Source organism: Mesorhizobium sp. M0145 (assembly GCF_040322355.1).
Taxonomy (GTDB): domain Bacteria; phylum Pseudomonadota; class Alphaproteobacteria; order Rhizobiales; family Rhizobiaceae; genus Mesorhizobium.
This window is the reverse complement of the sequence record NZ_JAMYTK010000001.1, coordinates 301,015-324,992: the sequence shown is the minus strand read 5'-3', so window position 1 is coordinate 324,992 and position 23,978 is coordinate 301,015. Positions and strand designations below refer to the sequence as shown.

23 protein-coding genes are annotated in these 23,978 nt (G+C 63.5%); 13 read left to right on the top strand and 10 right to left on the bottom strand.

Features of this window, described 5'->3' with window-relative positions; translation table 11 throughout:
* The first annotated feature begins 149 nt into the window (after window positions 1-149).
* From NKJ28_RS01640 to deoA, 6 genes are read left to right on the top strand one after another with little or no spacing between them, the layout of a single operon-like run.
* Window positions 150-1,682 (top strand): ABC transporter ATP-binding protein, encoded by a 1,533-nt coding sequence (locus tag NKJ28_RS01640; protein ID WP_352616400.1) that lies wholly within the window; start codon window positions 150-152, stop codon window positions 1,680-1,682.
* Window positions 1,679-2,818 carry an ABC transporter permease gene (locus NKJ28_RS01635; protein ID WP_352576208.1) on the top strand — a complete coding sequence of 380 codons (1,140 nt, stop codon included), beginning with the start codon at window positions 1,679-1,681 and terminating at the stop codon, window positions 2,816-2,818. Before NKJ28_RS01640 ends, NKJ28_RS01635 begins: the two co-directional genes overlap by 4 nt.
* A 1-nt stretch (window position 2,819) precedes the next feature.
* Window positions 2,820-3,791: an ABC transporter permease gene (locus tag NKJ28_RS01630; RefSeq protein WP_352576206.1), complete on the top strand. Its 972-nt coding sequence runs from the start codon at window positions 2,820-2,822 to the stop codon at window positions 3,789-3,791.
* 6 nt (window positions 3,792-3,797) lie between these two features.
* Window positions 3,798-4,190 carry a cytidine deaminase gene (gene cdd / locus NKJ28_RS01625; RefSeq protein ID WP_023675315.1) on the top strand — a complete coding sequence of 131 codons (393 nt, stop codon included), beginning with the start codon at window positions 3,798-3,800 and terminating at the stop codon, window positions 4,188-4,190.
* On the top strand, window positions 4,187-5,005 hold the full coding sequence (locus NKJ28_RS01620; protein WP_352633715.1) for a purine-nucleoside phosphorylase: 819 nt from the start codon (window positions 4,187-4,189) through the stop codon (window positions 5,003-5,005). Before cdd ends, NKJ28_RS01620 begins: the two co-directional genes overlap by 4 nt.
* Window positions 5,005-6,324 carry a thymidine phosphorylase gene (gene deoA, locus NKJ28_RS01615; protein WP_352633713.1) on the top strand — a complete coding sequence of 440 codons (1,320 nt, stop codon included), beginning with the start codon at window positions 5,005-5,007 and terminating at the stop codon, window positions 6,322-6,324. The genes NKJ28_RS01620 and deoA overlap by 1 nt, the downstream gene beginning before the upstream one ends.
* Before the next feature lie 109 nt (window positions 6,325-6,433).
* Here deoA and NKJ28_RS01610 read toward each other — a convergent pair whose 3' ends face one another.
* The 3 genes from NKJ28_RS01610 to NKJ28_RS01600 all read right to left on the bottom strand — a co-directional run bounded on the left by NKJ28_RS01610 (window position 6,434) and on the right by NKJ28_RS01600 (window position 8,848).
* Window positions 6,434-6,994: a TIGR02281 family clan AA aspartic protease gene (locus tag NKJ28_RS01610; RefSeq protein WP_352568187.1), complete on the bottom strand. Its 561-nt coding sequence runs from the start codon at window positions 6,992-6,994 to the stop codon at window positions 6,434-6,436.
* 100 nt (window positions 6,995-7,094) lie between these two features.
* Window positions 7,095-7,724 (bottom strand): uracil phosphoribosyltransferase, encoded by a 630-nt coding sequence (gene upp, locus NKJ28_RS01605; RefSeq protein ID WP_023675320.1) that lies wholly within the window; start codon window positions 7,722-7,724, stop codon window positions 7,095-7,097.
* A 149-nt stretch (window positions 7,725-7,873) separates the two neighbouring features.
* Window positions 7,874-8,848, bottom strand: a complete 975-nt coding sequence (locus NKJ28_RS01600) for an adenosine deaminase (RefSeq protein ID WP_352454014.1) — start codon at window positions 8,846-8,848, stop codon at window positions 7,874-7,876.
* A gap of 167 nt (window positions 8,849-9,015) precedes the next feature.
* On the opposite strand from NKJ28_RS01600, the gene ubiE reads away from it, so the two are divergent.
* The 3 genes from ubiE to coaBC all read left to right on the top strand — a co-directional run bounded on the left by ubiE (window position 9,016) and on the right by coaBC (window position 12,960).
* Window positions 9,016-9,792, top strand: coding sequence for a bifunctional demethylmenaquinone methyltransferase/2-methoxy-6-polyprenyl-1,4-benzoquinol methylase UbiE (ubiE, locus tag NKJ28_RS01595; protein ID WP_352633711.1), 777 nt, complete (start codon window positions 9,016-9,018; stop codon window positions 9,790-9,792).
* Between the two features lie 70 nt (window positions 9,793-9,862).
* The gene (gene ubiB / locus NKJ28_RS01590; protein WP_352568185.1) at window positions 9,863-11,437 is read left to right on the top strand and encodes a 2-polyprenylphenol 6-hydroxylase; all 1,575 of its coding nucleotides are present in this window, start codon (window positions 9,863-9,865) and stop codon (window positions 11,435-11,437) included.
* A gap of 65 nt (window positions 11,438-11,502) precedes the next feature.
* A complete protein-coding gene (gene coaBC / locus NKJ28_RS01585; protein ID WP_352568184.1) occupies window positions 11,503-12,960 on the top strand; it encodes a bifunctional phosphopantothenoylcysteine decarboxylase/phosphopantothenate--cysteine ligase CoaBC in 1,458 nt (485 codons plus the stop codon).
* Here the strand turns inward: coaBC and NKJ28_RS01580 are convergent.
* Window positions 12,957-14,414, bottom strand: coding sequence for an MFS transporter (locus tag NKJ28_RS01580; RefSeq protein ID WP_352633708.1), 1,458 nt, complete (start codon window positions 14,412-14,414; stop codon window positions 12,957-12,959). The two genes, coaBC and NKJ28_RS01580, sit on opposite strands and share 4 nt — an antisense overlap.
* A gap of 1,120 nt (window positions 14,415-15,534) precedes the next feature.
* Here NKJ28_RS01580 and NKJ28_RS01575 point away from each other — a divergent pair.
* Genes NKJ28_RS01575 through NKJ28_RS01565 form a run of 3 tightly spaced genes read left to right on the top strand, consistent with a single transcriptional unit; the run spans window position 15,535 to window position 18,956 of the window.
* Window positions 15,535-16,989, top strand: a complete 1,455-nt coding sequence (locus NKJ28_RS01575; RefSeq protein ID WP_352568183.1) for an efflux RND transporter periplasmic adaptor subunit — start codon at window positions 15,535-15,537, stop codon at window positions 16,987-16,989.
* Between the two features lie 7 nt (window positions 16,990-16,996).
* The gene (locus tag NKJ28_RS01570) at window positions 16,997-17,740 is read left to right on the top strand and encodes an ABC transporter ATP-binding protein (protein ID WP_352568182.1); all 744 of its coding nucleotides are present in this window, start codon (window positions 16,997-16,999) and stop codon (window positions 17,738-17,740) included.
* Between the two features lie 37 nt (window positions 17,741-17,777).
* Window positions 17,778-18,956, top strand: coding sequence for an ABC transporter permease (locus NKJ28_RS01565; protein WP_352568181.1), 1,179 nt, complete (start codon window positions 17,778-17,780; stop codon window positions 18,954-18,956).
* A gap of 147 nt (window positions 18,957-19,103) precedes the next feature.
* Here NKJ28_RS01565 and NKJ28_RS01560 read toward each other — a convergent pair whose 3' ends face one another.
* From NKJ28_RS01560 to NKJ28_RS01540, 5 genes are all read right to left on the bottom strand, one after another.
* Entirely contained in the window at window positions 19,104-19,577 is a 474-nt protein-coding gene (locus NKJ28_RS01560) for a DUF992 domain-containing protein (protein WP_023675329.1), read from the bottom strand.
* 136 nt (window positions 19,578-19,713) lie between these two features.
* Window positions 19,714-20,559 carry a tetratricopeptide repeat protein gene (locus NKJ28_RS01555; protein ID WP_352469482.1) on the bottom strand — a complete coding sequence of 282 codons (846 nt, stop codon included), beginning with the start codon at window positions 20,557-20,559 and terminating at the stop codon, window positions 19,714-19,716.
* Window positions 20,560-20,720: 161 nt separating this feature from the next.
* Complete coding sequence (rpsU, locus tag NKJ28_RS01550) at window positions 20,721-20,993, bottom strand: 30S ribosomal protein S21 (protein ID WP_023675331.1); 273 nt, start codon at window positions 20,991-20,993, stop codon at window positions 20,721-20,723.
* Window positions 20,994-21,257: 264 nt separating this feature from the next.
* Window positions 21,258-21,644 carry an SET domain-containing protein gene (locus NKJ28_RS01545; protein WP_352454023.1) on the bottom strand — a complete coding sequence of 129 codons (387 nt, stop codon included), beginning with the start codon at window positions 21,642-21,644 and terminating at the stop codon, window positions 21,258-21,260.
* Between the two features lie 110 nt (window positions 21,645-21,754).
* Window positions 21,755-22,513 (bottom strand): SDR family oxidoreductase, encoded by a 759-nt coding sequence (locus NKJ28_RS01540; RefSeq protein WP_352633705.1) that lies wholly within the window; start codon window positions 22,511-22,513, stop codon window positions 21,755-21,757.
* Window positions 22,514-22,670: 157 nt separating this feature from the next.
* Here NKJ28_RS01540 and NKJ28_RS01535 point away from each other — a divergent pair, with 157 nt between their 5' ends.
* Window positions 22,671-23,450, top strand: a complete 780-nt coding sequence (locus tag NKJ28_RS01535) for a hypothetical protein (RefSeq protein WP_352633704.1) — start codon at window positions 22,671-22,673, stop codon at window positions 23,448-23,450.
* 46 nt (window positions 23,451-23,496) lie between these two features.
* On the opposite strand, the gene NKJ28_RS01530 is transcribed toward NKJ28_RS01535, so the two are convergent.
* Window positions 23,497-23,871 (bottom strand): YrdB family protein, encoded by a 375-nt coding sequence (locus NKJ28_RS01530; protein WP_352588229.1) that lies wholly within the window; start codon window positions 23,869-23,871, stop codon window positions 23,497-23,499.
* Between the last annotated feature and the right edge of the window lie 107 nt (window positions 23,872-23,978).

The following is a 23,978-nucleotide window of genomic DNA, read 5'->3' as shown; positions in this document are numbered from 1 at the left end:
GCGGCCACGTTGGAAATTGACAAGCATGGCGGGATTTGTCGAGAGTGAACCCTGCTCCGGCCAATTGGTACGGACCCAATTGGCACAGACTGGGCGTCATGCTAGGCGTTTGACCAAGCGGTAAAAAAATAACAGTGGGAACAGGCTGCATGGCGCAAGCCGCAATCGAGCTGATCGGCATCGACAAGAGCTTTGGCGCCGTGCGCGCCAACCGCGACATCAATCTGGAGATTATGCGCGGCACTATCCATGGCATCGTCGGCGAAAACGGCGCCGGCAAGTCGACGCTGATGTCGATCCTCTATGGTTTCTACCAGGCCGATTCCGGCGAAATCCGTGTCGGTGGGCAGCCGGCATCGATCAAGACACCGAATGATGCGATCGCGCTCGGCATCGGCATGGTGCATCAGCATTTCATGCTGGTCGACAATTTCTCGGTGCTGGAAAACGTCATTCTCGGCGCCGAAAGCGATGCGCTGCTGAAGAAGAGCATCGCCAAGGCGCGTTCCGAGCTGGAGCGGCTCGAGCGCGAATACGGGCTCGAAGTTGATCCGGACGCCATCATCGAGGAGTTGCCGGTCGGCCTGCAGCAACGCGTCGAAATCCTCAAGGCGCTCTATCGCGGCGCCGAGATCCTGATCCTCGACGAGCCGACAGGCGTGCTGACGCCGGCCGAGGCCGACCACCTGTTCCGCATCCTCAGGCAGTTGAAGGAGCAGGGCAAGACGATCGTGCTGATCACCCATAAGCTGCGCGAGATCATGGCGATCACCGACACGGTCTCGGTGATGCGCCAGGGCACCATGGTGGCGACACGCGAAACCAGGAAGACCACGGTCGAGGAGCTGGCCGAACTGATGGTCGGCCGGCGCGTGCTGCTGCGCGTCGAAAAGGGCGAGGCGAAGGCCGGCGGCGTCAAGCTCGCGGTCAAGAACCTGACGGTGAAGGATTCTCGCGGCGTCACCATGGTCGACGACGTCTCCTTCGACGTCCATGCCGGGGAGATCGTCGGCATTGCCGGCGTCGCCGGCAACGGGCAGTCCGAACTGCTCGAGGCGATTTCCGGCATCAGGCATGCCGTTTCGGGCTCCGTCATGCTCGACGGAAAGCCGATCGACCTCACCGGCGCCGCCGATCCCGGTGAACTGCGCGAGCGCGGCCTCGCCCATGTGCCGGAGGACCGCCATCATGTCGGGCTGGTGCTGGCCTTCGAGGAGAACGAGAATTCGATCCTCGGCTACCAGGACGACGAGCGCTATCTGAAGGGGCCGTTCCTTGACATCGACGCCATCCGTAACGATGCCCGGGACAAGATCGTCAAATATGACATCCGCCCGGCGGACTGCCGCCTCAAGACCGCCAATTTCTCCGGCGGCAACCAGCAGAAGATCGTGCTTGCGCGGGAAATGGAACAAGATCCCGGCGTGTTGATCGTCGGCCAGCCGACACGCGGCGTCGATGTCGGCGCCATCGAATTCATCCACAAGCGCCTCATCGCCATGCGCGACCAGGGCAAGGCGGTGCTGGTGGTTTCGGTCGAGCTCGACGAGATCCGCTCGCTGTCCGACCGCATCCTGGTGATGTTTGCCGGCCGCATCGTCGGGGAACGCGGCCCCGACGCGACCGAGGGCGAGCTCGGCCTGCTGATGGCCGGCGTCGAGCAGCGCGAGGCGGCGGAATGAGCACTCCCTATGCCAAGCTGCCGGCCTGGGCCGACTACGTCCTGATCCCGCTGATCAACCTGTTCGTCGCCTTCGTCGTTGCCGGCTTCGTCGTCATATTGGTTGGCGAGAACCCACTGCGCGCAGCCGTCGTCCTGGTCGAGGGTGCCTTCGGCCGCGGCCAAGGCATCGCGTTCACGCTTTTCTATGCCACCACCTTCATCTTCAGCGGGCTTTCGGTGGCGGTTGCGGCGCATTGCGGCCTGTTCAACATCGGTGGCGAGGGCCAGGGCTATATCGCCGGTCTCGGCATTGGCATTGTTTGCCTGGCCTTCGACAGCGTGCTGCCTTGGTGGCTGACCTTCCCGATCGCCATTATCGCCGCCGCGGCGATGGGCGCGCTGTGGGCGCTGATCCCGGCCTATCTGCAGGCCAAGCGCGGCTCGCACATCGTCATCACCACCATCATGTTCAATTTCATCGCCGCCAGCGTCATGGTCCGTGCGCTGGTCGGGTACTTGAAGCCCCCCGCCTCGATGGCACCGCAGACGCGCACCTTCCTCGAAGGCGCGCAACTGCCGAAGCTCAACTGGGTCATCGAGTTGTTCGGCGCCAAAATCCGTTCGGCGCCATTCAACGTCAGTTCCCTGCTGGCGCTAGCCATGGCCTTCCTGGTGTGGGTGCTGATCTGGCGCACCAAGCTCGGCTACGAGATGCGCACCTATGGCCACAGCCCGAAAGCGGCGCGCTATGCCGGCATTTCGGAGATCCGCATCATCATTATCGCGATGATGATCTCGGGCGCGCTAGCCGGCATGATGGCGCTCAACCCGACGATGGGCGACCAGCACAATGTCGCACTCGAATTCGTTTCGGGCGCCGGTTTCGTCGGCATCGCGGTGGCGCTGATGGGCCGCCTGCATCCGGTCGGCATCGTCATGGCGGCAATATTGTTCGGCATGCTCTACCAGGGCGGCGCCGAACTCGCCTTCGAGATGCCGGCGATCAGCCGCGACATGATCGTCATCATCCAGGGCCTGGTCATCCTGTTCGCCGGTGCGCTCGAGCATATGTTCCGGCCCTATGTCCAGGCGCTGTTCGCCTCGCTCAGCCCGAGATCGGTCGGCATGGAAGCGGTCAAGGGGAAGGGCGCCTGAGATGGATTTCTTCAACGCCATCGTGCAGGTCCTGGACTCGACCATCCGCCTGTCGGTGCCCTTGCTGCTCGCCTGCCTCGCCGGCCTCTATTCGGAGCGCGCCGGCGTCTTCGACATCGGGCTCGAGGGCAAGATGCTGGTCGGCGCCTTCGCCGGTGCGGCCGCCGCCTCGGTCTTCCACTCGGCCTATCTCGGCCTCGGCATGGCCATCCTCATTTCGGTTGCCTTCGCGCTGATCCACGGCTTTGCCTCGATCACCCATCGCGGCAACCAGATCGTCTCGGGTGTCGCGATCAATTTCATTGCCGCCGGATCGACGATCATGCTCGGCCAAGCCTGGTTCCAGCAAGGCGGGCGCACGCCGGCGCTGGCCGCCGGCGAGCGGTTCGAGGCAATCACCTGGCCGGGCGCGGAGGCGTTCAGGAGCGTGCCGATCCTCGGGCCGATCTATTCGGAACTCATCTCCGGCCATTCCGTGCTGGTCTATCTCGCCTTCCTGGCCGTGCCGTTCACCTGGTGGGTGCTGTTTCGCACCCGCTTCGGCTTGCGCCTGCGCGCCGTCGGCGAGAACCCCGCCGCCGTCGACACCGCCGGCATATCAGTCGCCTGGCTGCGCTACCGGGCGCTGATCTGCACCGGCGTGCTCACCGGCATTGCCGGCGCCTATCTGTCGATGGTGCAGAATGGCGGCTTCGTGAAGGACATGACCGCCGGCAAGGGCTACATCGCGCTGGCCGCGCTGATCTTCGCTAAATGGAAACCGGTCAACGCCATGTTCGCCTGCCTGCTGTTCGGCTTCCTCGACGCGGCGTCGATCCGCCTGCAAGGCACGCCACTGCCAATGATCGGCAAGGTGCCGGTGCAATTCATGCAGGCGCTGCCCTATGTGCTGACCGTCATCCTGCTTGCCGGCTTCATCGGCAAGGCAATCCCGCCGCGCGCCGGCGGCGTGCCGTATGTCAAGGAACGCTGATCTATCATGGCTCATGATCTGTTCGAAGCGGCGAAAGCCGCCATGGCCAAGGCCTATGCGCCCTATTCGAAATTTCCGGTCGGCGCGGCGTTGCGCACCGAGGACGGCCGTGTCTTCACCGGCGCCAATGTCGAGATCGCGTCCTATCCGGAGGGCTGGTGCGCCGAAACCACCGCGCTCGGCCACTACGTCATGGGCGGCGGCGGCAAGATCACGGAAATCGCCGTGATCGCCGAACGCGTGGCAAAATGCTCGCCCTGCGGCGGCTGCCGGCAGCGGCTGGCGGAATTCTGCCGGCCGGAGACGAAATTCTATCTCTGCGATGATAGCGGCGTGGTTGAGACCGTGACCATGGGCGAGTTGCTGCCATACGGGTTTGAAGGCGATGTGCTGAAATGAAGGAAGCGCTCGATCACCTCGTCGAAAGGCTGGACGGGCTGGCGCCGACCACCGCCTTGGTGCTGGGGTCAGGGCTTGGCGGGCTTGTCGACCAGGTCGAGGATGCGGTGCGCATCTCCTACGCCGACTTGCCGGGGTTTCCCCGAAGCGGCGTCAGCGGCCATGCCGGCGAGGTGGTGGCGGGGCTCTTTGCCGGCACGCCGGTGCTGATGCTGTCCGGCCGGGCGCATTATTACGAGCACGGCAACGCGGCGGCGATGCGGCCGGCACTCGAGGTGCTCGCCGGCCTCGGCATCTCCAGGCTGATCCTCACCAACGCCGCCGGTTCGGTCGATCCCGGGATGGGCCCGGGCTCGGTGATGCTGATCACCGACCACATCAATTTCTCGGGCTCCAACCCGCTGATCGGCGAACCGAGCGACCGCCGTTTCGTCGGCCTGACCGAAGCCTACGACGCCGGTCTCCGCTCCGCCATCGAGCAGGCGGCGAAGGCCATCGGGGCCACGCTGCACAAGGGCGTCTATATGTGGTTCTCCGGCCCATGCTTCGAGACGCCCGCCGAGATCCGCATGGCGCGCGTCATGGGCGCCAACGCAGTCGGCATGTCGACGGTGCCGGAGGTCATTCTCGCCCGCTTCCTTGGGCTGCGCGTCGCCGCGTGTTCGGTCGTGACCAACCTTGCCGCCGGCATGACCGGAGCCGAGCTGTCGCACCAGGAGACCAAGGACATGGCGCCGGTCGGCGGCGCGCGGCTGGCGACCATTCTGCAGCGTGTTTTTCAGGACGGGCTTCCGGAGCACAGGGTCGACGCCTGATGCTTCCCCAGGAAATCATCCGCCGCAAGCGCGACGGCCAGAAGCTCTCGGCTGAGGAGACAGCGTTCTTCATCGAGGGTCTGACCGCCGGCACAGTCACCGACGCGCAGGTCGGCGCCTTTGCCATGGCGGTGTTCTTCAACGGCATGAGCCGCGACGAGGCGGTGGCGCTGACTATGGCGATGCGCGATTCCGGCGATGTGCTCGACTGGTCGGATCTGCCCGGCCCTGTCACCGACAAGCATTCGACGGGCGGCGTCGGCGACAATGTCTCCTTGATGCTGGCGCCGATCGTCGCTGCCTGCGGCGCCTATGTGCCGATGATTTCCGGCAGGGGTCTGGGCCATACCGGGGGCACACTGGACAAGATGGATGCGATCCCCGGCTATATCAGCCAGCCGGATGTTGCGCGGTTCCGCAAGACCGTGCTCGAAACCGGCTGTGCCGTCATCGGCCAGACCGCCGATCTGGCACCCGCCGACGCCAGGCTCTACGCGATCCGCGATGTGACAGGAACGGTGGAATCGGTGCCGCTGATCACCGCCTCGATCCTGTCGAAGAAGCTGGCGGCCGGCCTTGGTTCGCTGGTGCTCGATGTCAAGGTCGGCAACGGCGCCTTCATGGAGAAATCGCGCGACGCAACCGCACTGGCCAACAGCCTGGTCGACGTCGCCAATGGCGCCGGCCTTAAGGCCTCGGCGCTGGTCACCGGCATGAACGAGCCGCTGGCGTCCGCCGCCGGCAATACGGTCGAGGTGCGCAACGCCGTCGATTTTCTCACCGGCCGCTTTCGCGACCGGCGGCTGGAGGACGTGACGCTGGCGCTGGCCGCCGAGATGCTGCAATCGGCAGGCCTGGTGTCGTCCAACCAGGACGGCCTGCGCCGCGCCGCCGAAACGCTGGCCGGCGGCCGCGCCGCTGCCGTCTTCGCGCGCATGGTGGCGGCACTGGGTGGTCCCGTCGACTTTGTCGACAATCCGGAAAAATATTTGCCGAAAGCGGCAACGGAATTCGCGGTCAAGGCGAGCGCGAACGGCTTTGTCACCGGCATCGCGACCCGCGAGATCGGGCTTGCCGTGGTCGGGCTTGGCGGCGGGCGGACGCGGCCCGACGACAGGATCGATCACGCCGTCGGCATCACCAGGCTGTTGCCGGTCGGCGCTGAAGTGCGGGCCGGCGAAGCGCTGGCGCTGGTCCATGCCCGCAATAGCGGGGATGCCGAAGCGGCCGCGGCCGCCGTGCTTTCGGCCTATACCATCGGCACTTCCAAACCGGCCACGGAGAAAACCGTCATCCGGCGGATCCTGCCGCGCGGGTAGAGCCATTCCGATGGTATCGGATGGGCTCTATCTTTCTTTGGACCACGATCTTGTCCGAAAACCGGTCCCCACTTTTCGCTGGCGCGGACCTGCGGTTCGGGATCACGTTTTACTGAACCAGCAGCAGCTTGCCGTCTTCGACCTGGTATTTTTCGAGTCGCTGCAGAAAGCTCATGCCGATCAGGTTGGTGTGCAGCGCCCTGTCGTCGAGCACGACGGCCTCGACGCCCTCGACGGTGATCTTGCCGATCTGCAGGCGATCAATCGTCACCACGGCGGCCTTGATCGCACCATTGGCGGTGTTGACCTGATGGCTGAAGTCCGTCGAATTGAGCGAGATGCCGATCCTGCGCGCAGTCGAGGTGTTGATGGCGACGAGCGTGGCACCGGTATCGATCATGCCGTCGATCTGGCGGCCGTTCAACTTGAAGACCGACATGAAATGCCCGCGCGAGTCCGCGGTGACCACGACCTTGCGGCCGAGCGGCTGCGGCGTTGTGGGCCTGTCCGGGACGGCGGCGAGATTCAGGTCGGTTTGTGTGTCGGCCGGCCTGGCTCCGATGGCGGATTTCAACAGCCGCTCGATTACCTGTGAATTGGACTGATAGACGATCGGCAGCGATGCCGACGTTCCGGCAAACACGCCAAGGATGAGGAGCTTGCGCAGCATGGACCGGCCTTTGTGGTTGCCGATCCTTAGTCCGACATGGTGATTGCCGCTTTAACGAGTGCGGAAACCAGCCGTTTGCGTAAACAATCGGTAAACGGATCTATTTGGTGCCGTACATGCGGTCGCCGGCATCGCCGAGACCCGGCATGATATAGCCCTTTTCGTTGAGCTGGCGGTCGATGGAAGCGGTGAAGACCGGAACATCGGGATGCGCCTGGGTAAACCGCTCGAGGCCCTCTGGTGCCGCCAGCAGGCAGAGGAAGCGGATGTTGGTGGCACCGCGGCCTTTCAGCTTGTCGATCGCCGCGATCGCCGAATTGGCGGTCGCCAGCATCGGGTCGACGACGATCACCAGCCGGTCGGCGAGGTCGCCCGGCGCCTTGAAGAAATACTCGACCGCTTCCAGCGTCTCATGGTCGCGATAGAGGCCGATATGGGCGACACGCGCCGCCGGCACCAGATCGAGCAGGCCTTCGAGCAAGCCGTTGCCGGCGCGCAGCACCGAGGCGAAGACCAGTTTCTTGCCCTCCAGCGTCGGCGCCTCCATCGTCTCGATCGGCGTCTCGATGGTCGTCGTCGTCAGTTCCAGGTTGCGGGTGACCTCGTAGCCGAGCAGCAGCGAGATCTCGCGCAGCAGCCGCCGGAAGCCGGCCGTCGAGGTTTCCTTCTTGCGCATGATGGTCAGCTTGTGCTGGACAAGCGGATGGTCGACGACGGTGACGCCCTTCATGGTGTTCTCCAACTGCGCAAATGAATGGTGAATGGTGAATAGTGAATAGTGAACTGGTTTGCGAGTCCTTGGTTGCGCGGAAAAACTCGCGGTTGACGAACCGAAGCGCCGGGTGAACCATTCACCATTCACCATTCACCATTCACCATTCACCTGCCCTTGGCGCCGAGCCTGCCCAGCAGCACCGCCCTGGTCTTCCTGTCGACGAAGGCTGCCTCGATGGCCGTCCTGGTGACGGCGGTGAGCGCCTTGTCGTCCATCGCAAAATGCTCGGCAGCGATGTCGTATTCGCGTTTCAGCGAGGTCCAGAAATAGGGTGGGTCATCGGAGTTGAGCGTCACCTTGCAGCCCGCTGCCCGCAAGGCGGGGAAGGGATGGTCGGCGAAGCTGTCGAAGATTTTCAGGGCGATGTTGGAGCCAGGGCAGCATTCGAGCACGACGCCTTCGTCGGCGATGCGCCGCACAAGCTCGGGGTTCTCGATGGCGCGCACGCCATGGCCGATGCGAGACGGGCGGATGTGGTCGAGTGCCGCCTCGACGCTCTCCCAGCCCATCAATTCGCCGGCATGGACGGTGATGCCGAGGCCGGCCTCGCGGGCGATCTCGAAGGCCCTGACATAATCTTCCAGGTCGCCTATCCGCTCGTCGCCGGCGACGCCGAAACCGGTGACCAGCGGATGCCCGCAGCGCGCGGCGAAACGCGCCGCTCGCTCGATCGATTCGACACCGAAATTGCGCACGCCGGTGACGATCATGCGGCCTTCGATGCCGGTCTTCGCCTTGGCGCGGGCCATGCCTTCGCCGAGCGCGTCGGTATAGGCCTTCGGCGACAGCCCGGCCTTGCTGGCATGGTCGGGCGAGGTGAAAACCTCGGAATAGATGGCGCCGTCGCGGGCGAGGCTGGTCAGGTAATGATCGGCCAGCCGCGCATAGTCTTCTTCGGTGCGGAACAGGTCCGACGAGAAGTCGTAGGCGGCGAGGAAAGAGGTGAAGTCGTGCCAGACGAAGGAGCCGTCCTGGATGTAGGGCGAGGCATCCTTGCCGTATTTCTCAGCCTGGCGGAGGACGAGTTCAGGCGCCGCTGCCCCTTCGATGTGGCAGTGCAGTTCTGCTTTCAAAGGCATTCAATTATCCCGTCAGGCTTTTTCTTATGACGCAAGTTCCTGTCGGAAAACCGTGTGACACTTTTCCGGAACCTGCTTCGAAGCGCGGCCGAACACCGCGCCTTAAACAATAGCGCCCGCACCATCGATCGGCTATGGTCCCGCCGATTTTATGGCGGATCAAAACGATGTCGGTTGAAAGAACCACTGCTGCGGGCGGCATGGAAACCTCCTATGGTTTCAGGCGGGTAGGACCAGGCGACAAGCAGTCCCTGGTCAATGATGTTTTCCACAAGGTGGCAAACCGCTACGACCTGATGAACGACCTGATGTCGGCCGGGTTGCATCGGTTGTGGAAGGACGCCATGGTCGCCTGGCTCAATCCACCGAAGCGGCCGGGCTGGAGCGTTCTCGACGTTGCCGGCGGCACCGGCGATGTCGCCTTCCGCATCGTCGAGGCGAGCGGCAGGCACGCTCATGCAACGGTTCTCGATATCAACGGCTCGATGCTCGCCGTCGGCCGCGACCGGGCCGAGAAAAAGGGCCTGTCGGCAAATACCGATTTCGTCGAAGCCAATGCCGAGGAACTGCCTTTTGCCGACGCTACTTTCGACGCCTACACCATCGCTTTCGGCATCCGCAACGTGCCGCGCATCGATGTGGCGCTTGCCGAAGCCTATCGCGTGCTGAAGCCTGGCGGGCGCTTTCTCTGCCTTGAATTCTCCGAGGTCGAGATGCCGCTGCTCGACAAGGTCTATGAAGCATGGTCGTTCAACGCCATTCCGCGGATCGGCAAGGCGGTGACCGGCGATGGCGAGCCATATTCCTATCTGGTCGAATCGATCCGCAAATTTCCCAATCAGCAGAATTTCGCGGCGATGATTTCGCGCGCGGGCTTCGAGCGCGCCTCGTTCCGCAACTACTCCGGCGGCATCGCCGCGCTCCACTCGGGCTGGAAGCTTTGAGGCTGGCCCGTATCTTTCGTACTCAATGTGCTCTTCGCCGGTCTAGGAAATCGGCGGGGCAAAGCCAGCCATGAGCAGCATCGGCGCTGGTTTCAGGCTCGTACGGGCCGGCTGGGTGCTGGTCCGCGAGGGTGTCATCGCGGCTTTGCCCGGTGACGAGCTCTTCGGCTTGCCGAAATTCGGCTGGCGCATGGCCCGGCTGTTCACCCGCCGTCGCGCGCTTGCCTATGAGCGCGGCGACAGGCTGGCCAAGGCGGTCGTGCGGCTCGGCCCGTCCTACGTCAAGCTCGGCCAGTTCCTGGCGACACGGCCGGATGTCGTCGGAAACGATATCGCGCTTGATCTCGCCATGCTGCAGGACAAGATGGAGACGTTTGCGAAGGCCGAGGCCGTTGCAGCGATAGAAGCCTCGCTCGGACGCAAGATCGAGGAGCTCTATGTCAGTTTCGGCGAGGCCGTCGCCGCCGCCTCGATCGCCCAGGTTCATACCGCCGAAGCCCTGCAGGACGGCGTCATTACCCGGGTAGCAGTAAAGGTCATCCGGCCGGGCGTGCGCCGCCGCTTCTTTCGCGATCTCGAGAGCTATTTCCTCGCCGCCCGGCTGCAGGAAAAATACATCCCGTCGTCGCGCCGGCTGCGGCCGGTCGAGGTGACCGAGACACTGGCCCAGACGACCAAAATCGAAATGGATTTGAGGCTGGAGGCGGCGGCTTTTTCGGAGCTCGGCGAGAATACCAAGGACGATCCCGGCTTCCGTGTGCCGTCGGTCGACTGGGAGCGCACCGGTCGTGACGTGCTGACCATGGAATGGGTCGACGGCATCAAGATGAACGATGTTGCCGGCCTTGCCGCCGCCGGCCACGACCTGAAGGCGATTGCCGCCAACCTCGTTCAGTCGTTTCTGCGCCATACGCTGCGTGACGGTTTCTTCCACGCCGACATGCACCCGGGCAACCTGTTTATAGAGGCCGACGGCACCATCGTCGCCGTCGATCTCGGCATTGCCGGCCGGCTCGGCAGGAAGGAGCGCCGGTTCCTCGCCGAAATCCTCTACGGCTTCATCACGCGCGATTACCAGCGCGTCGCCGAAGTTCATTTCGAGGCCGGCTACGTGCCGCGCCAGCACAATGTCGCGGCTTTCGCCCAGGCGATCCGGGCGATCGGCGAACCGATCCACGGCCAGCCGGCCGAGACCATCTCGATGGCCAAGCTGTTGACGCTGCTGTTCGAGGTGACCGACCTCTTCGACATGGCGACGCGGTCCGAGCTGGTGCTGCTGCAGAAGACCATGGTCGTTGTCGAAGGCGTCGCCCGCACCCTCGACCCGGCCTTCAACATGTGGAAGACGTCGGAGCCGGTGGTGAGCGGCTGGATTGCCCGCAATCTCGGCCCGCGCGCCCTGCTGGCCGATGCGCGCGACGGTGCCAACGCGCTGCTGGCGCTGGCCCGTCAGGCGCCGGACCTCGCAGCCCGTACCGAGCGGCTGTCGCGCGAAATCGACTTGATGGCCGAAAACGGCCTGCGCTTCGACGAGGGGACGGCGGACGCGATCGGCAAAGCCGAGGCGCGCCACACCCGCTCCGGCCGGCTGGCGCTGTGGGTGATCGCGCTGACGCTGGTGTATATCGCCTGGCGTATATTCTAGCGCTTGTTGCAAAGTGATTGCATTGCTATCATTGCACTCAGCAATTCCGGGCAAGGTGCAATCAGATGGCCAGCATCACGATCCGCAACCTTGATGACGAGGTCAAGGACCTGCTGCGCCGACTGGCGGCGGAGAATGGCCGGTCGATGGAAGACCAAGCGCGGGTGATGATCCGCGCAGCGGTCGAAGGTCAGTTCGGTTCGGCCGGTCGCATCGACCAGATCGAGAAAACACTGCGCGAACTGACGAGTTCGCAGAGTCCGGCAACGTCGGTGGTCGCCGTCTCCAGCCCGCGAGGCATCCTCTCCGGCAAGCGCATCCTGCTGATCATCGGCGGCGGCATCGCCGCCTACAAGGCGCTCGACCTGATCCGCCGGCTGCGCGAGCGCGGTGCGGCAGTGCGGGTGGTGATGACCGCGGCGGCGCAGGAGTTCGTCACTACGCTGTCGGCCGGGGCGCTGTCCGCCGACCATGTTTTCACCGAACTGTTCGATCGGCAGGACGAGCACGACATCGGCCATATCAGGCTGTCGCGCGAGGCCGACCTTTTGGTCGTGGCGCCGGCCACCGCCGACCTGATGGCAAAGCTCGCCAACGGCCACGCCAACGACCTTGCCTCGACGGTGCTCATCGCCACCGACAAGGAGGTTTTGATGGCGCCGGCGATGAACCCGAAAATGTGGGCGCATCCGGCGGTCCGCCGCAACCGCGCGATGCTGGGCAAGGACGGCGTCGCATTCGTCGGCCCGGCGAAAGGCGAGATGGCCGAAAGCAACGAGGTGGGCGAGGGCCGCATGGCCGAGCCGCTGAAGATCGTCACCGCGATCGAGGCGCTGCTCGACAGCCGGCCAAAGCCGCTGGCAGGCAGGAGGATCATCGTCACTTCCGGACCGACGCATGAACCGATCGACCCGGTGCGCTACATCGCCAACCGCTCGTCGGGCAAGCAGGGCCACGCCATCGCGGCGGCGCTGGCCAGGCTCGGCGCCGACGTGCGTCTCGTCTCCGGCCCGGTCGGCATTGCCGATCCGGCCGGCGTCGCCACGCTGCACGTCGAAACCGCCGTCGAGATGAAGGACGCGGTCGAGCAGTTGCTGCCGGCCGACGCGGCGGTGTTCGTCGCGGCTGTCGCCGACTGGCGCACTCAAAGTTCGGCCGGGGAAAAGATCAAGAAGATGGCGGGCGAGGGGCCGCCCTCGCTGCAGATGGTGGAAAATCCCGATATTCTTGCCGGTGTCGGGCACCACAAAAAGCGGCCGATGCTGGTGGTCGGTTTCGCCGCGGAGACGCAGGATCTGGTCAGGAATGCCGAGGCCAAGCTCGCAAAAAAGGGCGCCGATCTTATCGTCGCCAATGATGTCTCGCATGAAGATGGTTCCCCGGGCGTGATGGGCGGCGACCGCAACAAGGTGCGAATCGTCTCGAAGGCCGGCGTCGAGGAATGGCCGGAGATGAGCAAGGACGAGGTGGCGACGCGGCTCGCGGCACTAATCGCCGACCGGCTGAAGACGGTCGTTGTCTAGTCAATCTCCCCCACGGAGATTGACAGCTTCGCCGGCTTCGTGTCGGTCGTCCCCGAAATCCGCAGGGCGGCGAGGCATCCCAGGATGCCGAGCGGTATGAAGGCGAGGAACAGCCAGGCGGCGACGTTCGCCGCGGCCTCGCGGTTCAGGCCTTCGGAAAAGCCGCTGGCGTTGGCGACGATGCCGGTCAGTGCCGCACCCACGGCATAACCGATGCGCTGCATGGTCGGCACAGCGGCCGAGGCGATCGTCTGCTCGCCTTCCTTGGCCGATGCCACGATCACACGCGTGACGAACGGCCAGGCGATGCCGAAACCGCCGCCTTGCAGCAAGGCACAAAGCAGGATCAACGGGATAGAGCCGGCCGGCACCGTATAGGCGAAACCGGCGACGCCCGTGGCGATCATCAGCGCCCCGCCGACGATGATCAGCCGCTCTCGCTCTGGCGGCGCATTGGCGACGAGGATCGACAGGATCGACCAGGCGATCGATTCGGCGGCGATGATGTAGCCGGTGGTCAGGATCGGAATGCCTTGCAGGCTGGTCAGAAGCAGCGGCCCGTAGACCGCGAACGAGCAGGTCGCCACCGAAAACGCCGCGACCATGGTCATGCCCGCGCCGACCGGCGAGCGCCATGAGAACAGCCGCGACGGGAACAGGCGCGAGCGCGGCTTCAGTGCGTCGATATAGATAAACAGCGCCAGGCCGATCAGGCCGAGGGTGAGCAGCAGCGACGAGCGCAGCAGGGCGATGTCGACGCCGGCAGTGGCAATCAGCACGACGCTGCCGGCGAGGCAGCCAAGTGCCGCAAAGGGGAAGGGCGGCGCCGAGCCGCCCTTCGCCTGCGGCCTCGTTGCTTCAGGCGTATCGAGCACGAGGAAGCTTGCCAGCGCCATGGCCGTGCCGCCGAGGGTGAAGACGCCGAAGGCCCAGCGCCAGGACGAGAATTCGGTCATGACCGCGCCGAGCACCGGCCCGCTGAAGGCGGCGACACCCCAGATCGCCGACATGACGCCGAAAAGCTGCGGCCAGATCGCGCGGGCAAACAGCCGCTCGACCGAGACGAAGGCCAGCGACACCAGCGCGCCGCCACCGAGCCCTTCGATCAGGCGGCCGCAGAGGAACAGCGGCATCGAAGGCGCGGTGGCGCAGACCAGCGCGCCGACGGCATAGAGCATTGCGGCGACCATCATGTTGGTACGCAGCGCGACATAGCTCACCAGCCGTCCGGCGGCCGCACCGGCAACGATGGCGCCGAACTCGTAGATCGCCAGCGACCAGCCGACCAGTTGCACGCCGGCGAGGTCGCCGACCATGGCCGGCATGACCGTTGCTACCATGGTTTCGTTGGTGGCGTGCAGCAGGATGCCGAGGCCGATAAAGCAGAAGCGCGCCAGGTCGCCGCTCGCCCACAGCGCGCGCCAATCGACCCCGTTTGTGCTTGTTTTGGTCATCCAGCCCCCCGAGCTTCCCTAGACGCTGGTCTAAAATATTGGAGCGCTCTTCGTCTCCAAATGGGCACGCGGCGCTTCGGGGACGGCTTGTAAAACCTCAACCGCAGTTGAGTTCAAGCGGTTTCCGGTGTGCTGAGATGATGATGTAGGCCGGAAGCCAGGGTGATCGTGCATCTCGGCTCCACGATCAACCCGCTCTGCGGCGCAACTGATACTGGCTGACGCCGATTGCGATGTTCACGCCGTTCTACCAATCGATTTAGCAGCACCTCAACCGACGCATATCCCAGATACTGGTTGCCAGCTTCCGCAAATATGGTTAATATATTAGCAAGAAGAAATATTCCCGCTTACAGTCGTACTGGAGCACGACAATGGGCGCTGCCGATTTGCGCAGGCCAAGTATTGCGGCGATTCTGTGCGCCGCAGAGGGCCCTTCATCCGAAAGAGTCTTGTCACCCGAAAGAGTCTTGGGAGGCCCGGCGGCTTAAAGCCGTTGCTGGCGGCCTCATAACTTCCGCATCCCCCACAGCATAATCGATCGAACCGAATCGAGGGCTTTGTTGCGCCCTCATGCTGCCGACCAGTGCCAGAGATGGCCTGCGCAGCACCCTCTAGCTCTGGCAAAATCGGAGGAAAACATGATTATTGGATGTAGATGTAGTGGTTTAAAGGTGGCCGCGGCTGCGGCTTTCATGGGTGGGGCACTGTTGCTTGGAACAGGCGGAGCGCTAGCGCAGACCTGTCCCGGCGTATCGCAGACACAGTGCACGGACTTCTGCGGCACCGCTGGCGTGGCCTCCTGTACAAAGACGGGGTCGGTTCCGGACTGCGTGTGCAATGAGACCACGAAGGATGTGAATGGCAATGCGTTCGGCACGGCAACGCAGGATACGGCTGAAGGCCAAGGCAACATTGGCAACAAGACCGAGACGGCCTGCGAGGGTAATCCCGGCCACTGCAAGTAGTAATATCCGAAATTTTCGAATAAACATCTATGTATTTGGCTGTTGACGGGTTTATTCTATAGGTTCGTAGAATTCCTCTGCGGCACTGCCAAGTGCAGATTAAAGAGCTGGAAGGGACTACCTTTCCCTTCCGGCTCAGAGGTGGTCAGAACATGATGCGCAGCGTTTTGTTCGTTACGGTAATCCTCGGCGCGGCGGTAACGCCCGGGAGTTCCATGGGACCGACACCATCGGTGACTTCCGGCCAGGTTTTGTCGGCCTTCAATCAGCTCTCAGCTCTCCTCGAGCCGTCCTCCATCCGGCCCGATACCCCCGCCTATCGCTCGCAAGCCGTGGAGCGCGGCGATATCGTCACAACGGTGCAGGCGGCTGGCACGCTGAACGCGCTAGTTATGGTGGAAGTCGGTTCTCAGCTCTCGGGTCGGGTGAAGGAACTCTATGTCGACTTCAACTCCAAGGTCACCAAAGGCCAGGTGATAGCCCGGGTTGAGCCGGAGATTTACGAAGCGAGAGTAGCGCAAGCCCTTGCCGAACGGGAGATGGCGCAAACGCAGGTTTCGGTACATCGGGCGCAGATCGAGCGGGCCAGGGCAGAGATGGAGACCGCCGAGGCCAGATATGATTCTGCAGCCGCACAGACTACACGCGCCGAAATCGCGCTCGATGGTGCGGCGCAGGAAGTGAACCGCAAACGTTCCCTGGCTAAGCAGAAGATCATCGCGGTGGGAGAATGGGAGCGGGAGAATACCGCGCACAATTCTGCCAAGGCGCAGGCGACTGCCGCCCAGGCCGAGGAACTGTCGCAATCGGCAGTCGTTCGAGCCGCCAAGGCGACCCTCAACATGGCAGAAGCGGAGCTCGCCAACACGCTTGCCCAGGTGAAGCAGAAGGAAGCGGTGCTTCAGCAGGCCCAAATTGATCTTGACCGCACCTATGTACGCGCGCCGGTCACCGGCACAGTGGTCAATCGCGCCGTCAGTGGCGGTCAGACCCTGGCGGCTAGCCTGCAGACCCCGATACTGTTCACCATAGCTCAAGACCTGACTGAGATGCAGGTGGAAGCTTCCGTGGTGGAAGCCGACATTAGCCGTTTTGCGCTCGGGCAGCCGGTTACTTTCACTGCCGATGCCTATCCCGACCGAATTTTCACCGGCACGGTAAAACAGATACGCAAGGCACCGCAGGTCGTTCAAAACGTCGTCACATACATAGTGGTGGTCGGTACGCAAAATTCCGATGAGCTGCTGTTGCCCGGCATGACCGCCAATCTGAGCGTGGTAATGGCCAAGCGACAGGGGGTCTTGAAAGTGCCCAATGCGGCCCTGCGTTTTCGGCCGCCGAGTGATACCGGGGACGAGGCGCGATCAACCGCGCCGGCCATTGCCAAAACGGGCGTAGAGGCGGGAAGCCCGGGCGAGGTATTTGTATTTGGGCCAGACCGCGAGCCGAAGCTTGTCTCGCTCCGGCTTGGAATCACCGACGGTCGTGCAACAGAGGTGCTGGCAGGCGACCTGACTGAGGGGCAGCAGGTCATTACGGGGCTTGCTACTGCTCCGCGTCGGGACGATGACGCGTCTTCCGTCCTGGTCAAGTTCCGGTTGTGGTGAGGTATTCATGGCTCTGATTGACGTCGACCGGCTGCGCCATTGCTACCGTGTTGGCGGAGAGCCGGTGTGGGCGCTCGAAGGGGTGAGCATGACGATTCAACGAGGCGAATTCGTCGCGGTGATCGGATCTTCAGGATCGGGCAAGTCTACCTTCATGAACATACTGGGCTGCCTCGACAGTCCGAGTGAAGGCCGCTATCGGCTGAACGGGGTAAACGTCGGTGGACTCCATCACGATGAACTCGCTGCGATCCGCAATAGGAACATCGGTTTCGTGTTTCAGTCGTTCAATCTGCTGCCGCGGGCCAGCGCACTAGAAAATGTGGAACTGCCGCTTGTCTATCGCCGCATGTGGGCTGGTGAGCGGCGGCGCGCAGCGCTGGCGATGCTGGCCAAGGTAGGGCTCGCCGATCGGGCCAGACATACTCCTGCCGAACTCTCGGGCGGACAACAGCAGCGCGTTGCCATTGCCCGCGCCCTGGTGACGGAGCCTTTACTTTTACTGGCCGATGAACCCACTGGTGCGCTCGACAGCCAGACAGGGCTGGAGATCATGGCAATTTTCCGCCGACTCAATGGAGAGGGCCTGACCATTGTGCTGGTCACCCATGAGGCTGAGATAGCTGCCCATACGGATCGCATTGTAGCCTTTCGAGACGGCCGCGTTCTGTCAGACACCCCTGTCATACAGCAGGTCCGACCTTTGGATGACACTCGCCGTCTAGCGCTGGCGTACAACAATGTCCGGTAGCACAAGAACCGCCCTGCGATCATTACGCTCCCATCATATGCGCAGCGCGCTCACCATGTTGGGCATCATCATCGGTGTGGCCGCTGTCGTGGTGATGATCGCGATCGGGGTTGGTGCGCGCGAACGGATCACTGCGCAGATCCGCAGCCTCGGCGCCAACCTCATCAGCGTCAGTCCGGGCAGTGCGAAGATGGGCAGCGTCCGCCTTGGGGCCGGTGGCGCGCCGCGGCTGAGTGAAGAGGACGCGGCGGCGATCGGAATGGAAATCCCCGGCGTCGTGGTGGCGGCGCCACTCCTCTACGCCCGCGAGCAGTTCACGATCGGCTCCGCCAATTGGCAAGGCGTGCTTCGCGGCGTGACGCCGGAATATTTCTCAGCGCGCGAGTGGAGGGTTGTTGCCGGGCAGGAGATGACCCCGGAGGACAACAACCGCGTCGCCAACGTGGTGCTCCTCGGAACGACGATGCGGGAGAAGTTGTTCGGAAAAGCCGATCCGCTGGGCGCCGCGATCCGCATCCGCGACGTGCCGTTCACGGTGATCGGACTGCTGGAGCGGAAGGGCCAGAGCGTGTGGGGCGATGATCAGGACGATGTGGCACTTGTGCCGCTGAGGACGGCGCGACGTCAGTTCATTGGCACGAGCCGTGCCAATCCGACCTTCGTACACAACATCACCGTCAAGTTCGCCGATTGGACCTCGGCCGAGGGCACGATGGCAGCGATCCGCCAACTCCTGTGGCAGCGTCACCGGTTGCGGACAGGTCAGGAAGACAGCTTCATGGTGAGCAACCTCGCCGAAGCTGCGAATGCCGAAGGTTCGACCACACGCGTGGTGTCGCTGCTGCTTTCGGCGGTGGCCTCAATTTCGCTGGTCGTGGGCGGGATCGGCATCATGAACATCATGCTGGCGACGGTGACGGAGCGGGTCCGCGAGATCGGACTGCGGCTTGCGGTGGGCGCGCGACGGCGAGATATCCTTGCCCAGTTTCTCGTTGAGGCAGCAACGCTTGCCCTGCTCGGGGGTATTCTAGGTGCTGGTATTGGGATTGTTGCTGCAATCGCCGTTGGGTCTATCGCTCAATGGCCGGTGATCATCGATCTCAGCGCCGTCCTGCTGGCTATCGGCTTTGCCGCGGCTGTAGGCGTCTTTTTCGGCTACTATCCCGCCCGCAAGGCCGCAAGCCTACAGCCGATCGAAGCGCTGCGCGCAGAATGAGTTTGGCGCCACCGCGCGATCATCGGTCAATTTCGAAGCCGCAAGGCGCCCAATCAAAAGGCTGCCACGCGCCGGCGACTACGCGGCGCGGAACCGTCCTATCCCGGCGCATGATGAAAGGCCACGGGCCGTATTTGCCAGTGGCCGTTATTTGAACGAGTGGATCAGGTCCAGCGAAGTGACGGCGACCGCCAGGTTGACGCCGGTCTGTGCCTGGACACTGAGCGGCTGCAGCGAAAAGGCGCTGTCGAGGCCGCCGACCAGGAGATTGGCGCCGCCACCGGTGACCACGCTGGCCTCGGCGTTCACGCCATAGTAGCTGCCGGCAAGGTCGCCTTCATCGTGGTTGCGGGTCGCCGCCAGAACCGCCCATACCAGCTGGCCCTGATGCGTCCGGCCGACATCGACGCCGAGCTTGGAAATCACCCCGGTATAGACTTCGGAGGGGCCACCACGATGCGGACGAAAGACACAGGAAACACCCTTGTTGGAGGTGACGAGATAGGCCGTGCCGCCGTCGATGGTGCAGTCGAGCACGCCGAGCTGGAGCTTGCTGGCGCTGGCGGGAGCGGCAACGACGGTCGTGGCGAGAGCAGCGGCACAGGCGAGTTTCTTGATCATGGCAGGGTCCTTTCGAAATTGCCTTGTACAAACGGCTGAGCACGCCGAGCGTTCCGCCGAAAACTTGGCGCCAGCAAGGCGAAGCTAAACGCAGGGTTGTCGGAGTGCGGAAACGGAGGCCCGATTAACCGGCCGCTCAGCCGGCACTGGTGCGGGCCAGGCCGTCCTTGGCCGGCTGGTAGGTCGGATTGAGGTGCACGGCTTCGCGGTAGGATTTCGCGGCCCTGACCTTGTCGCCGCGCCGCTCGTAGATCAACGCCTGGTTGGACCAGGCCTCGGCATTCTTGCCGTCGAGCTTGATGGCCATGTTGAAGTCGGCGAAGGCATTGTCCTCGTCGTTCATGGCAAGGTAGGAGAGGCCGCGCCCATTGTAAGGCTCGGAGGCATCCGGCGCCAGCGAAATGGCGGTCGAGAAATCCTCGATGGCAAAGGCGTGCTGGCCCTGACTCTGGTAGATCAGGCCGCGATTGTGATAGGCGCGCGCATCGGTCGTGTCGAGCTGGATGGCCTTCTGGAAATCGTTGAAGGCTTCCTGGACCCGGCCCGCCCTGCGGTAGAGATTGCCGCGGCCGATATAGGCGGCGTCATAGTTGGAGTTGATCTGGATCGAGCGGTTGTAGTCGGCGAGCGCGCTCGCCTGATCGCCGAGGAAGCGCTGGATGAGCGCCCGGTTCGAATAGGCCTGGTAAAAATTCGGATTGAGCTGGATGGCGGTGTTGAAGTCCTTCAGCGCCGCCTGGTACTGGCCGCCGCGGCCATAGGCCGAGCCGCGCACATTGTAGGCTTCCGGATCCTGGGGGTTGCGCTGGATCACCGCCGACAGCGAGGAGATGTTCTCGCTCGAGCCTTGCGCCTTGTCGATGTTGTTGAACTCGCCGGTCGGAACGCTCTGGCAGCTGGCAAGCGCCATCCCGGAAAGCAGGGCTGCCGTCAGGGCGAGGCCGCGCCACGCGGTTCTGCGCTCTACGGTGATTGCGTCCATGTCTGCCCTGTCCTTACTGCGCCGTCTGGTCCGTTCCCCCTCCGAACCGGCATCTCTCCCAACCGGTCCTCTCGGACCGGGTCGAACTCACAACAAAAAGGTGGCGGCGATTCCGCATCGCGCCACCTTGGATATCCTTGGAAAAGGACGAAAAATTGACGTCAGAACCGCGGCGGACGCGGAGCACCGGCACCGGCAGCACCGGCCGCGACCGGACGCGGGGTCATCGGCAGCAGGCCTTCGCGCTGGGCGCGCTTGCGGGCCAGCTTGCGGGCACGGCGCACGGCTTCCGCCTTTTCACGGGCGCGCTTCTCGGAGGGCTTCTCGTAATGTCCGCGCATCTTCATTTCGCGGAAGATGCCTTCACGCTGCATCTTTTTCTTGAGCGCGCGAAGCGCCTGATCAACGTTGTTGTCGCGGACGAGTACCTGCACGTGCAATCCTGTCTTTCGGGTTTGAAATCAACAGGCAAGCGGCCATAGCCGCAAGCCTCCGCGGCGCGTTACACCACGAATTGGGGCGGCTGATAGCAGAATCACGGGGCGCTGTCCACAGCCGATTGAGAGGCGGTGCCGATCCCGAAACGAACAACCCGCCTCAGGGCCGTCCTTGGTGTGAATCAGCACCATATGGAGATTAGTAGCATAGCTGCCGGCACAAAGCAAGAACAAAATTCGCCTTGGGCCAGATAGGCGCCGCTACGCCGTGGCCAGGTGGAGCTGCTCGAAACCCTCGAAGAACTCGCCGTAGTCGCAGGTTATTTCCTCGCCGGCGGCGATGTCGCGGGTCGCGGTGGCCCCGCCATATTGCGAAAAGTCGGTGTTCGGCTTGTCGGCGTGGTTCATGAAGCGGCCATTGTCGACCTCATAGACCATGAAGCCCGGCCGGTCCGGACTGGGATAGGCATATCTGTCGAGCAATTCCTTGAGGTGCGGCGGCGCCGTCTCGTATCTTTCCATCGGGATCAGCCGGTCGAAGTCCGGATCGAGCCGCCAGATCTGCGCCCCTTTCCGGATCGGCTCGGCGGCGAACACGCCGACGCCTTCGATTGCGCTTGCAGCGATATAGGTCCTGATCAGCAGCATGTTTCCAACCCGTTTTCGAGGAGAAGACGGAATCGTCAAATCGCCGGAAAAAGCAAGACCGGTTTTTCCGGTATTGCGGCTGGCGGGCCGACGCCGACCGCGAAAACGCTTCACGTGCGGGTGATCGAGACGCCGCCGTCGGCGAACAGTGCCGTGCCGGTGGTGAAGCTCGATGCATCGGAAGCCAGGTAAAGCGCCGAGCGGGCGATCTCCTCTGGCTCGGCGACGCGCTTCAAGGCATGCAGGTTTTCGACGAAGGCTCGCGATTCCGGTGTCTTGAACGTTGCCGAAGGCGTGTCGGTGCCGCCCGGCAGCAGCGCGTTGACCCGAATCCCCTTGGCGCCAAATTCAGCGGCCAGCACCTGCGTCAATCCGATCAGTCCGGCCTTGCTCGCGGCATAGCTGGTCATGCCGGGCATGCCGAGCGTGTGGCCGACGAAGGTCGAGGTGAAGATCAACGAGCCGCCGCCGCGTTCGACCATCGCCGGCACCTGGTATTTCGCGCCGAGAAAGGCGCTGGTCAGATTGGTATCGAGCGTCTCGCGCCAGCCCTTCAGCGACAGCTCAGAAACCGGCCCCATCCTGCCGACCGAGCCGGCATTGTTGAAGGCGATGTCGAGCCCGCCGAATTTCTCGACCGCCAGGTCGACCAGGACTTTCGCGTAGGCTTCGTCGCGGACGTCGCCGGCAAGCGCAATGGCGGTGCCCTCGGCGTCTTCGATTTCGGCAACCAGCGCATCGAGTTCCGCCCGGCGGCGGGCGGCGACGACGAGCCTGGCGCCTTGCTCGGCAAAGAGTTTTGCCGTGGCGCGGCCGATCCCGGAACTGGCGCCGGTGACGATGGCGACCTTGTTGGTGAGTGCGAACATTTTCTGCATCCTTTTTTCGCGCCGGCTCTGGCCGGCAATCGGGATGCTTGGTCGCAAATCGGGGCGGCGCGAGCCACCCGATACCTGCGCTGCCCTCGACAGCCCTTCTTGACGTCCGCTTGCCACCAGGCTACGGATCGTCATCCAAAACTCGCGGGTGGACGCGCCACCCATTCCAATGACCCCCCAAGACATAATGAGCAGGTTGTTGGCCCCCGGCTTCGAGGGCGACAGCGAGTTGACGTCCGCCCTTCAATCGGAATTTGGCAAAGGCTTTCCGATAGAAAATCTCCGGCCGCTGCTGACGTCCGGCAACCTTCATACCCAAGCCGCCGCCGCTTTCTTGGTGGCCGAAGCCAGTCCCAAAACAAGCTACAAGATGAATTGCGTTGTCGCGGAAATAGCCGATCTGCTCGACAGCGAATCTTCGGGCATCCGGTGCGACGCGATCGAGGCGCTTCTAGGGTGCACCACGCCTGCGGACGGCACCATTCTCGGCCGCGTGATGCTGCGGCTGGATGACGAACATGCCGGCGTTCGGTGGAGGGTCGTCCAATTCATCTGCCTTGCACAGCGCTGGCAGCTAAGGCTTGCGGTGGAAAATGCCGCCGCGCTTCGTCTGGACTCAGCTTTCACGACACTGGTCGACGCCTATGGTCACTATGTCATGCCGAGTTCCAAGGACCTGCCACGGTTACTCGAACATCCGGATGCGGTTTTGCGGCGCTTTGCGGCGGCAGTGGCGATCAGGCCACGCGAGGTGATCGTCGAGCGCTTCGTTGCCATGGCGGAGCAGTCGAACGACGCGGAAGTTCGCAAAATCGCGGCCGATTGCCGTGAGGGTTATTTGCGATCGATCTATGCAATCGGGCCGTGCATCGTGAAGCGTGCTCCGGCTGACCCAACGAAAAGCGAAGCTCAGAACAGCGACCAGTGAAAGCACGGCGCAAACGGCAAGCGCCGTCGCAAACGGTGCAAGGCCACTATTGCCTAAGCAGCCAGCCGAGCCGATCGAGCGAAAATGCGTAGCTGACGGCGATCAGCAGGGCGACGGCCATGCCGGCCGTCGTGTAGCCGGCCAGGTGGAATCCGGCAGCGCCGCCGAACAGGATGACGAGTTCGAGCACCAGCCGCAAACCGCCCGGCACCGGAACCGGCGCCCGCCCCGAGCGGCTCGGATCGTTCGGCACCGCGAAGATTCCCCAGAGCGCGGCGGCAACGAACGGCAATGCCACGGCAAGGATCCAGCGCCACATGCCCGCTGAGAGGCTCCAGCCCGCCATGCCGAGGCCGAGCAAAGCGGCGAGCTCCAGCAAGAAGCGCAATGTCAGATTCCACCAGACGTTAGCCACCGCCATAATCCTCCGATCGTCAGGCGACGGATAGCGGTGGAAGGCAATTGCATCAACCTGCCCGGATGCGGCTTTTTCACCACGGCGCAAAACGGCAAGCGCCGTCGCAAACA

Coding starts and splice junctions, on each gene's coding strand:
- NKJ28_RS01640 (WP_352616400.1), top strand. CDS start 150: ATGGCGCAAGCCGCAATCGAGCTGATCGGCATCGACAAGAGCTTTGGC.
- NKJ28_RS01635 (WP_352576208.1), top strand. CDS start 1,679: ATGAGCACTCCCTATGCCAAGCTGCCGGCCTGGGCCGACTACGTCCTG.
- NKJ28_RS01630 (WP_352576206.1), top strand. CDS start 2,820: ATGGATTTCTTCAACGCCATCGTGCAGGTCCTGGACTCGACCATCCGC.
- cdd (WP_023675315.1), top strand. CDS start 3,798: ATGGCTCATGATCTGTTCGAAGCGGCGAAAGCCGCCATGGCCAAGGCC.
- NKJ28_RS01620 (WP_352633715.1), top strand. CDS start 4,187: ATGAAGGAAGCGCTCGATCACCTCGTCGAAAGGCTGGACGGGCTGGCG.
- deoA (WP_352633713.1), top strand. CDS start 5,005: ATGCTTCCCCAGGAAATCATCCGCCGCAAGCGCGACGGCCAGAAGCTC.
- NKJ28_RS01610 (WP_352568187.1), bottom strand. CDS start 6,994: ATGCTGCGCAAGCTCCTCATCCTTGGCGTGTTTGCCGGAACGTCGGCA.
- upp (WP_023675320.1), bottom strand. CDS start 7,724: ATGAAGGGCGTCACCGTCGTCGACCATCCGCTTGTCCAGCACAAGCTG.
- NKJ28_RS01600 (WP_352454014.1), bottom strand. CDS start 8,848: ATGCCTTTGAAAGCAGAACTGCACTGCCACATCGAAGGGGCAGCGGCG.
- ubiE (WP_352633711.1), top strand. CDS start 9,016: ATGTCGGTTGAAAGAACCACTGCTGCGGGCGGCATGGAAACCTCCTAT.
- ubiB (WP_352568185.1), top strand. CDS start 9,863: ATGAGCAGCATCGGCGCTGGTTTCAGGCTCGTACGGGCCGGCTGGGTG.
- coaBC (WP_352568184.1), top strand. CDS start 11,503: ATGGCCAGCATCACGATCCGCAACCTTGATGACGAGGTCAAGGACCTG.
- NKJ28_RS01580 (WP_352633708.1), bottom strand. CDS start 14,414: ATGACCAAAACAAGCACAAACGGGGTCGATTGGCGCGCGCTGTGGGCG.
- NKJ28_RS01575 (WP_352568183.1), top strand. CDS start 15,535: ATGATGCGCAGCGTTTTGTTCGTTACGGTAATCCTCGGCGCGGCGGTA.
- NKJ28_RS01570 (WP_352568182.1), top strand. CDS start 16,997: ATGGCTCTGATTGACGTCGACCGGCTGCGCCATTGCTACCGTGTTGGC.
- NKJ28_RS01565 (WP_352568181.1), top strand. CDS start 17,778: ATGCGCAGCGCGCTCACCATGTTGGGCATCATCATCGGTGTGGCCGCT.
- NKJ28_RS01560 (WP_023675329.1), bottom strand. CDS start 19,577: ATGATCAAGAAACTCGCCTGTGCCGCTGCTCTCGCCACGACCGTCGTT.
- NKJ28_RS01555 (WP_352469482.1), bottom strand. CDS start 20,559: ATGGACGCAATCACCGTAGAGCGCAGAACCGCGTGGCGCGGCCTCGCC.
- NKJ28_RS01545 (WP_352454023.1), bottom strand. CDS start 21,644: ATGCTGCTGATCAGGACCTATATCGCTGCAAGCGCAATCGAAGGCGTC.
- NKJ28_RS01540 (WP_352633705.1), bottom strand. CDS start 22,513: ATGTTCGCACTCACCAACAAGGTCGCCATCGTCACCGGCGCCAGTTCC.
- NKJ28_RS01530 (WP_352588229.1), bottom strand. CDS start 23,871: ATGGCGGTGGCTAACGTCTGGTGGAATCTGACATTGCGCTTCTTGCTG.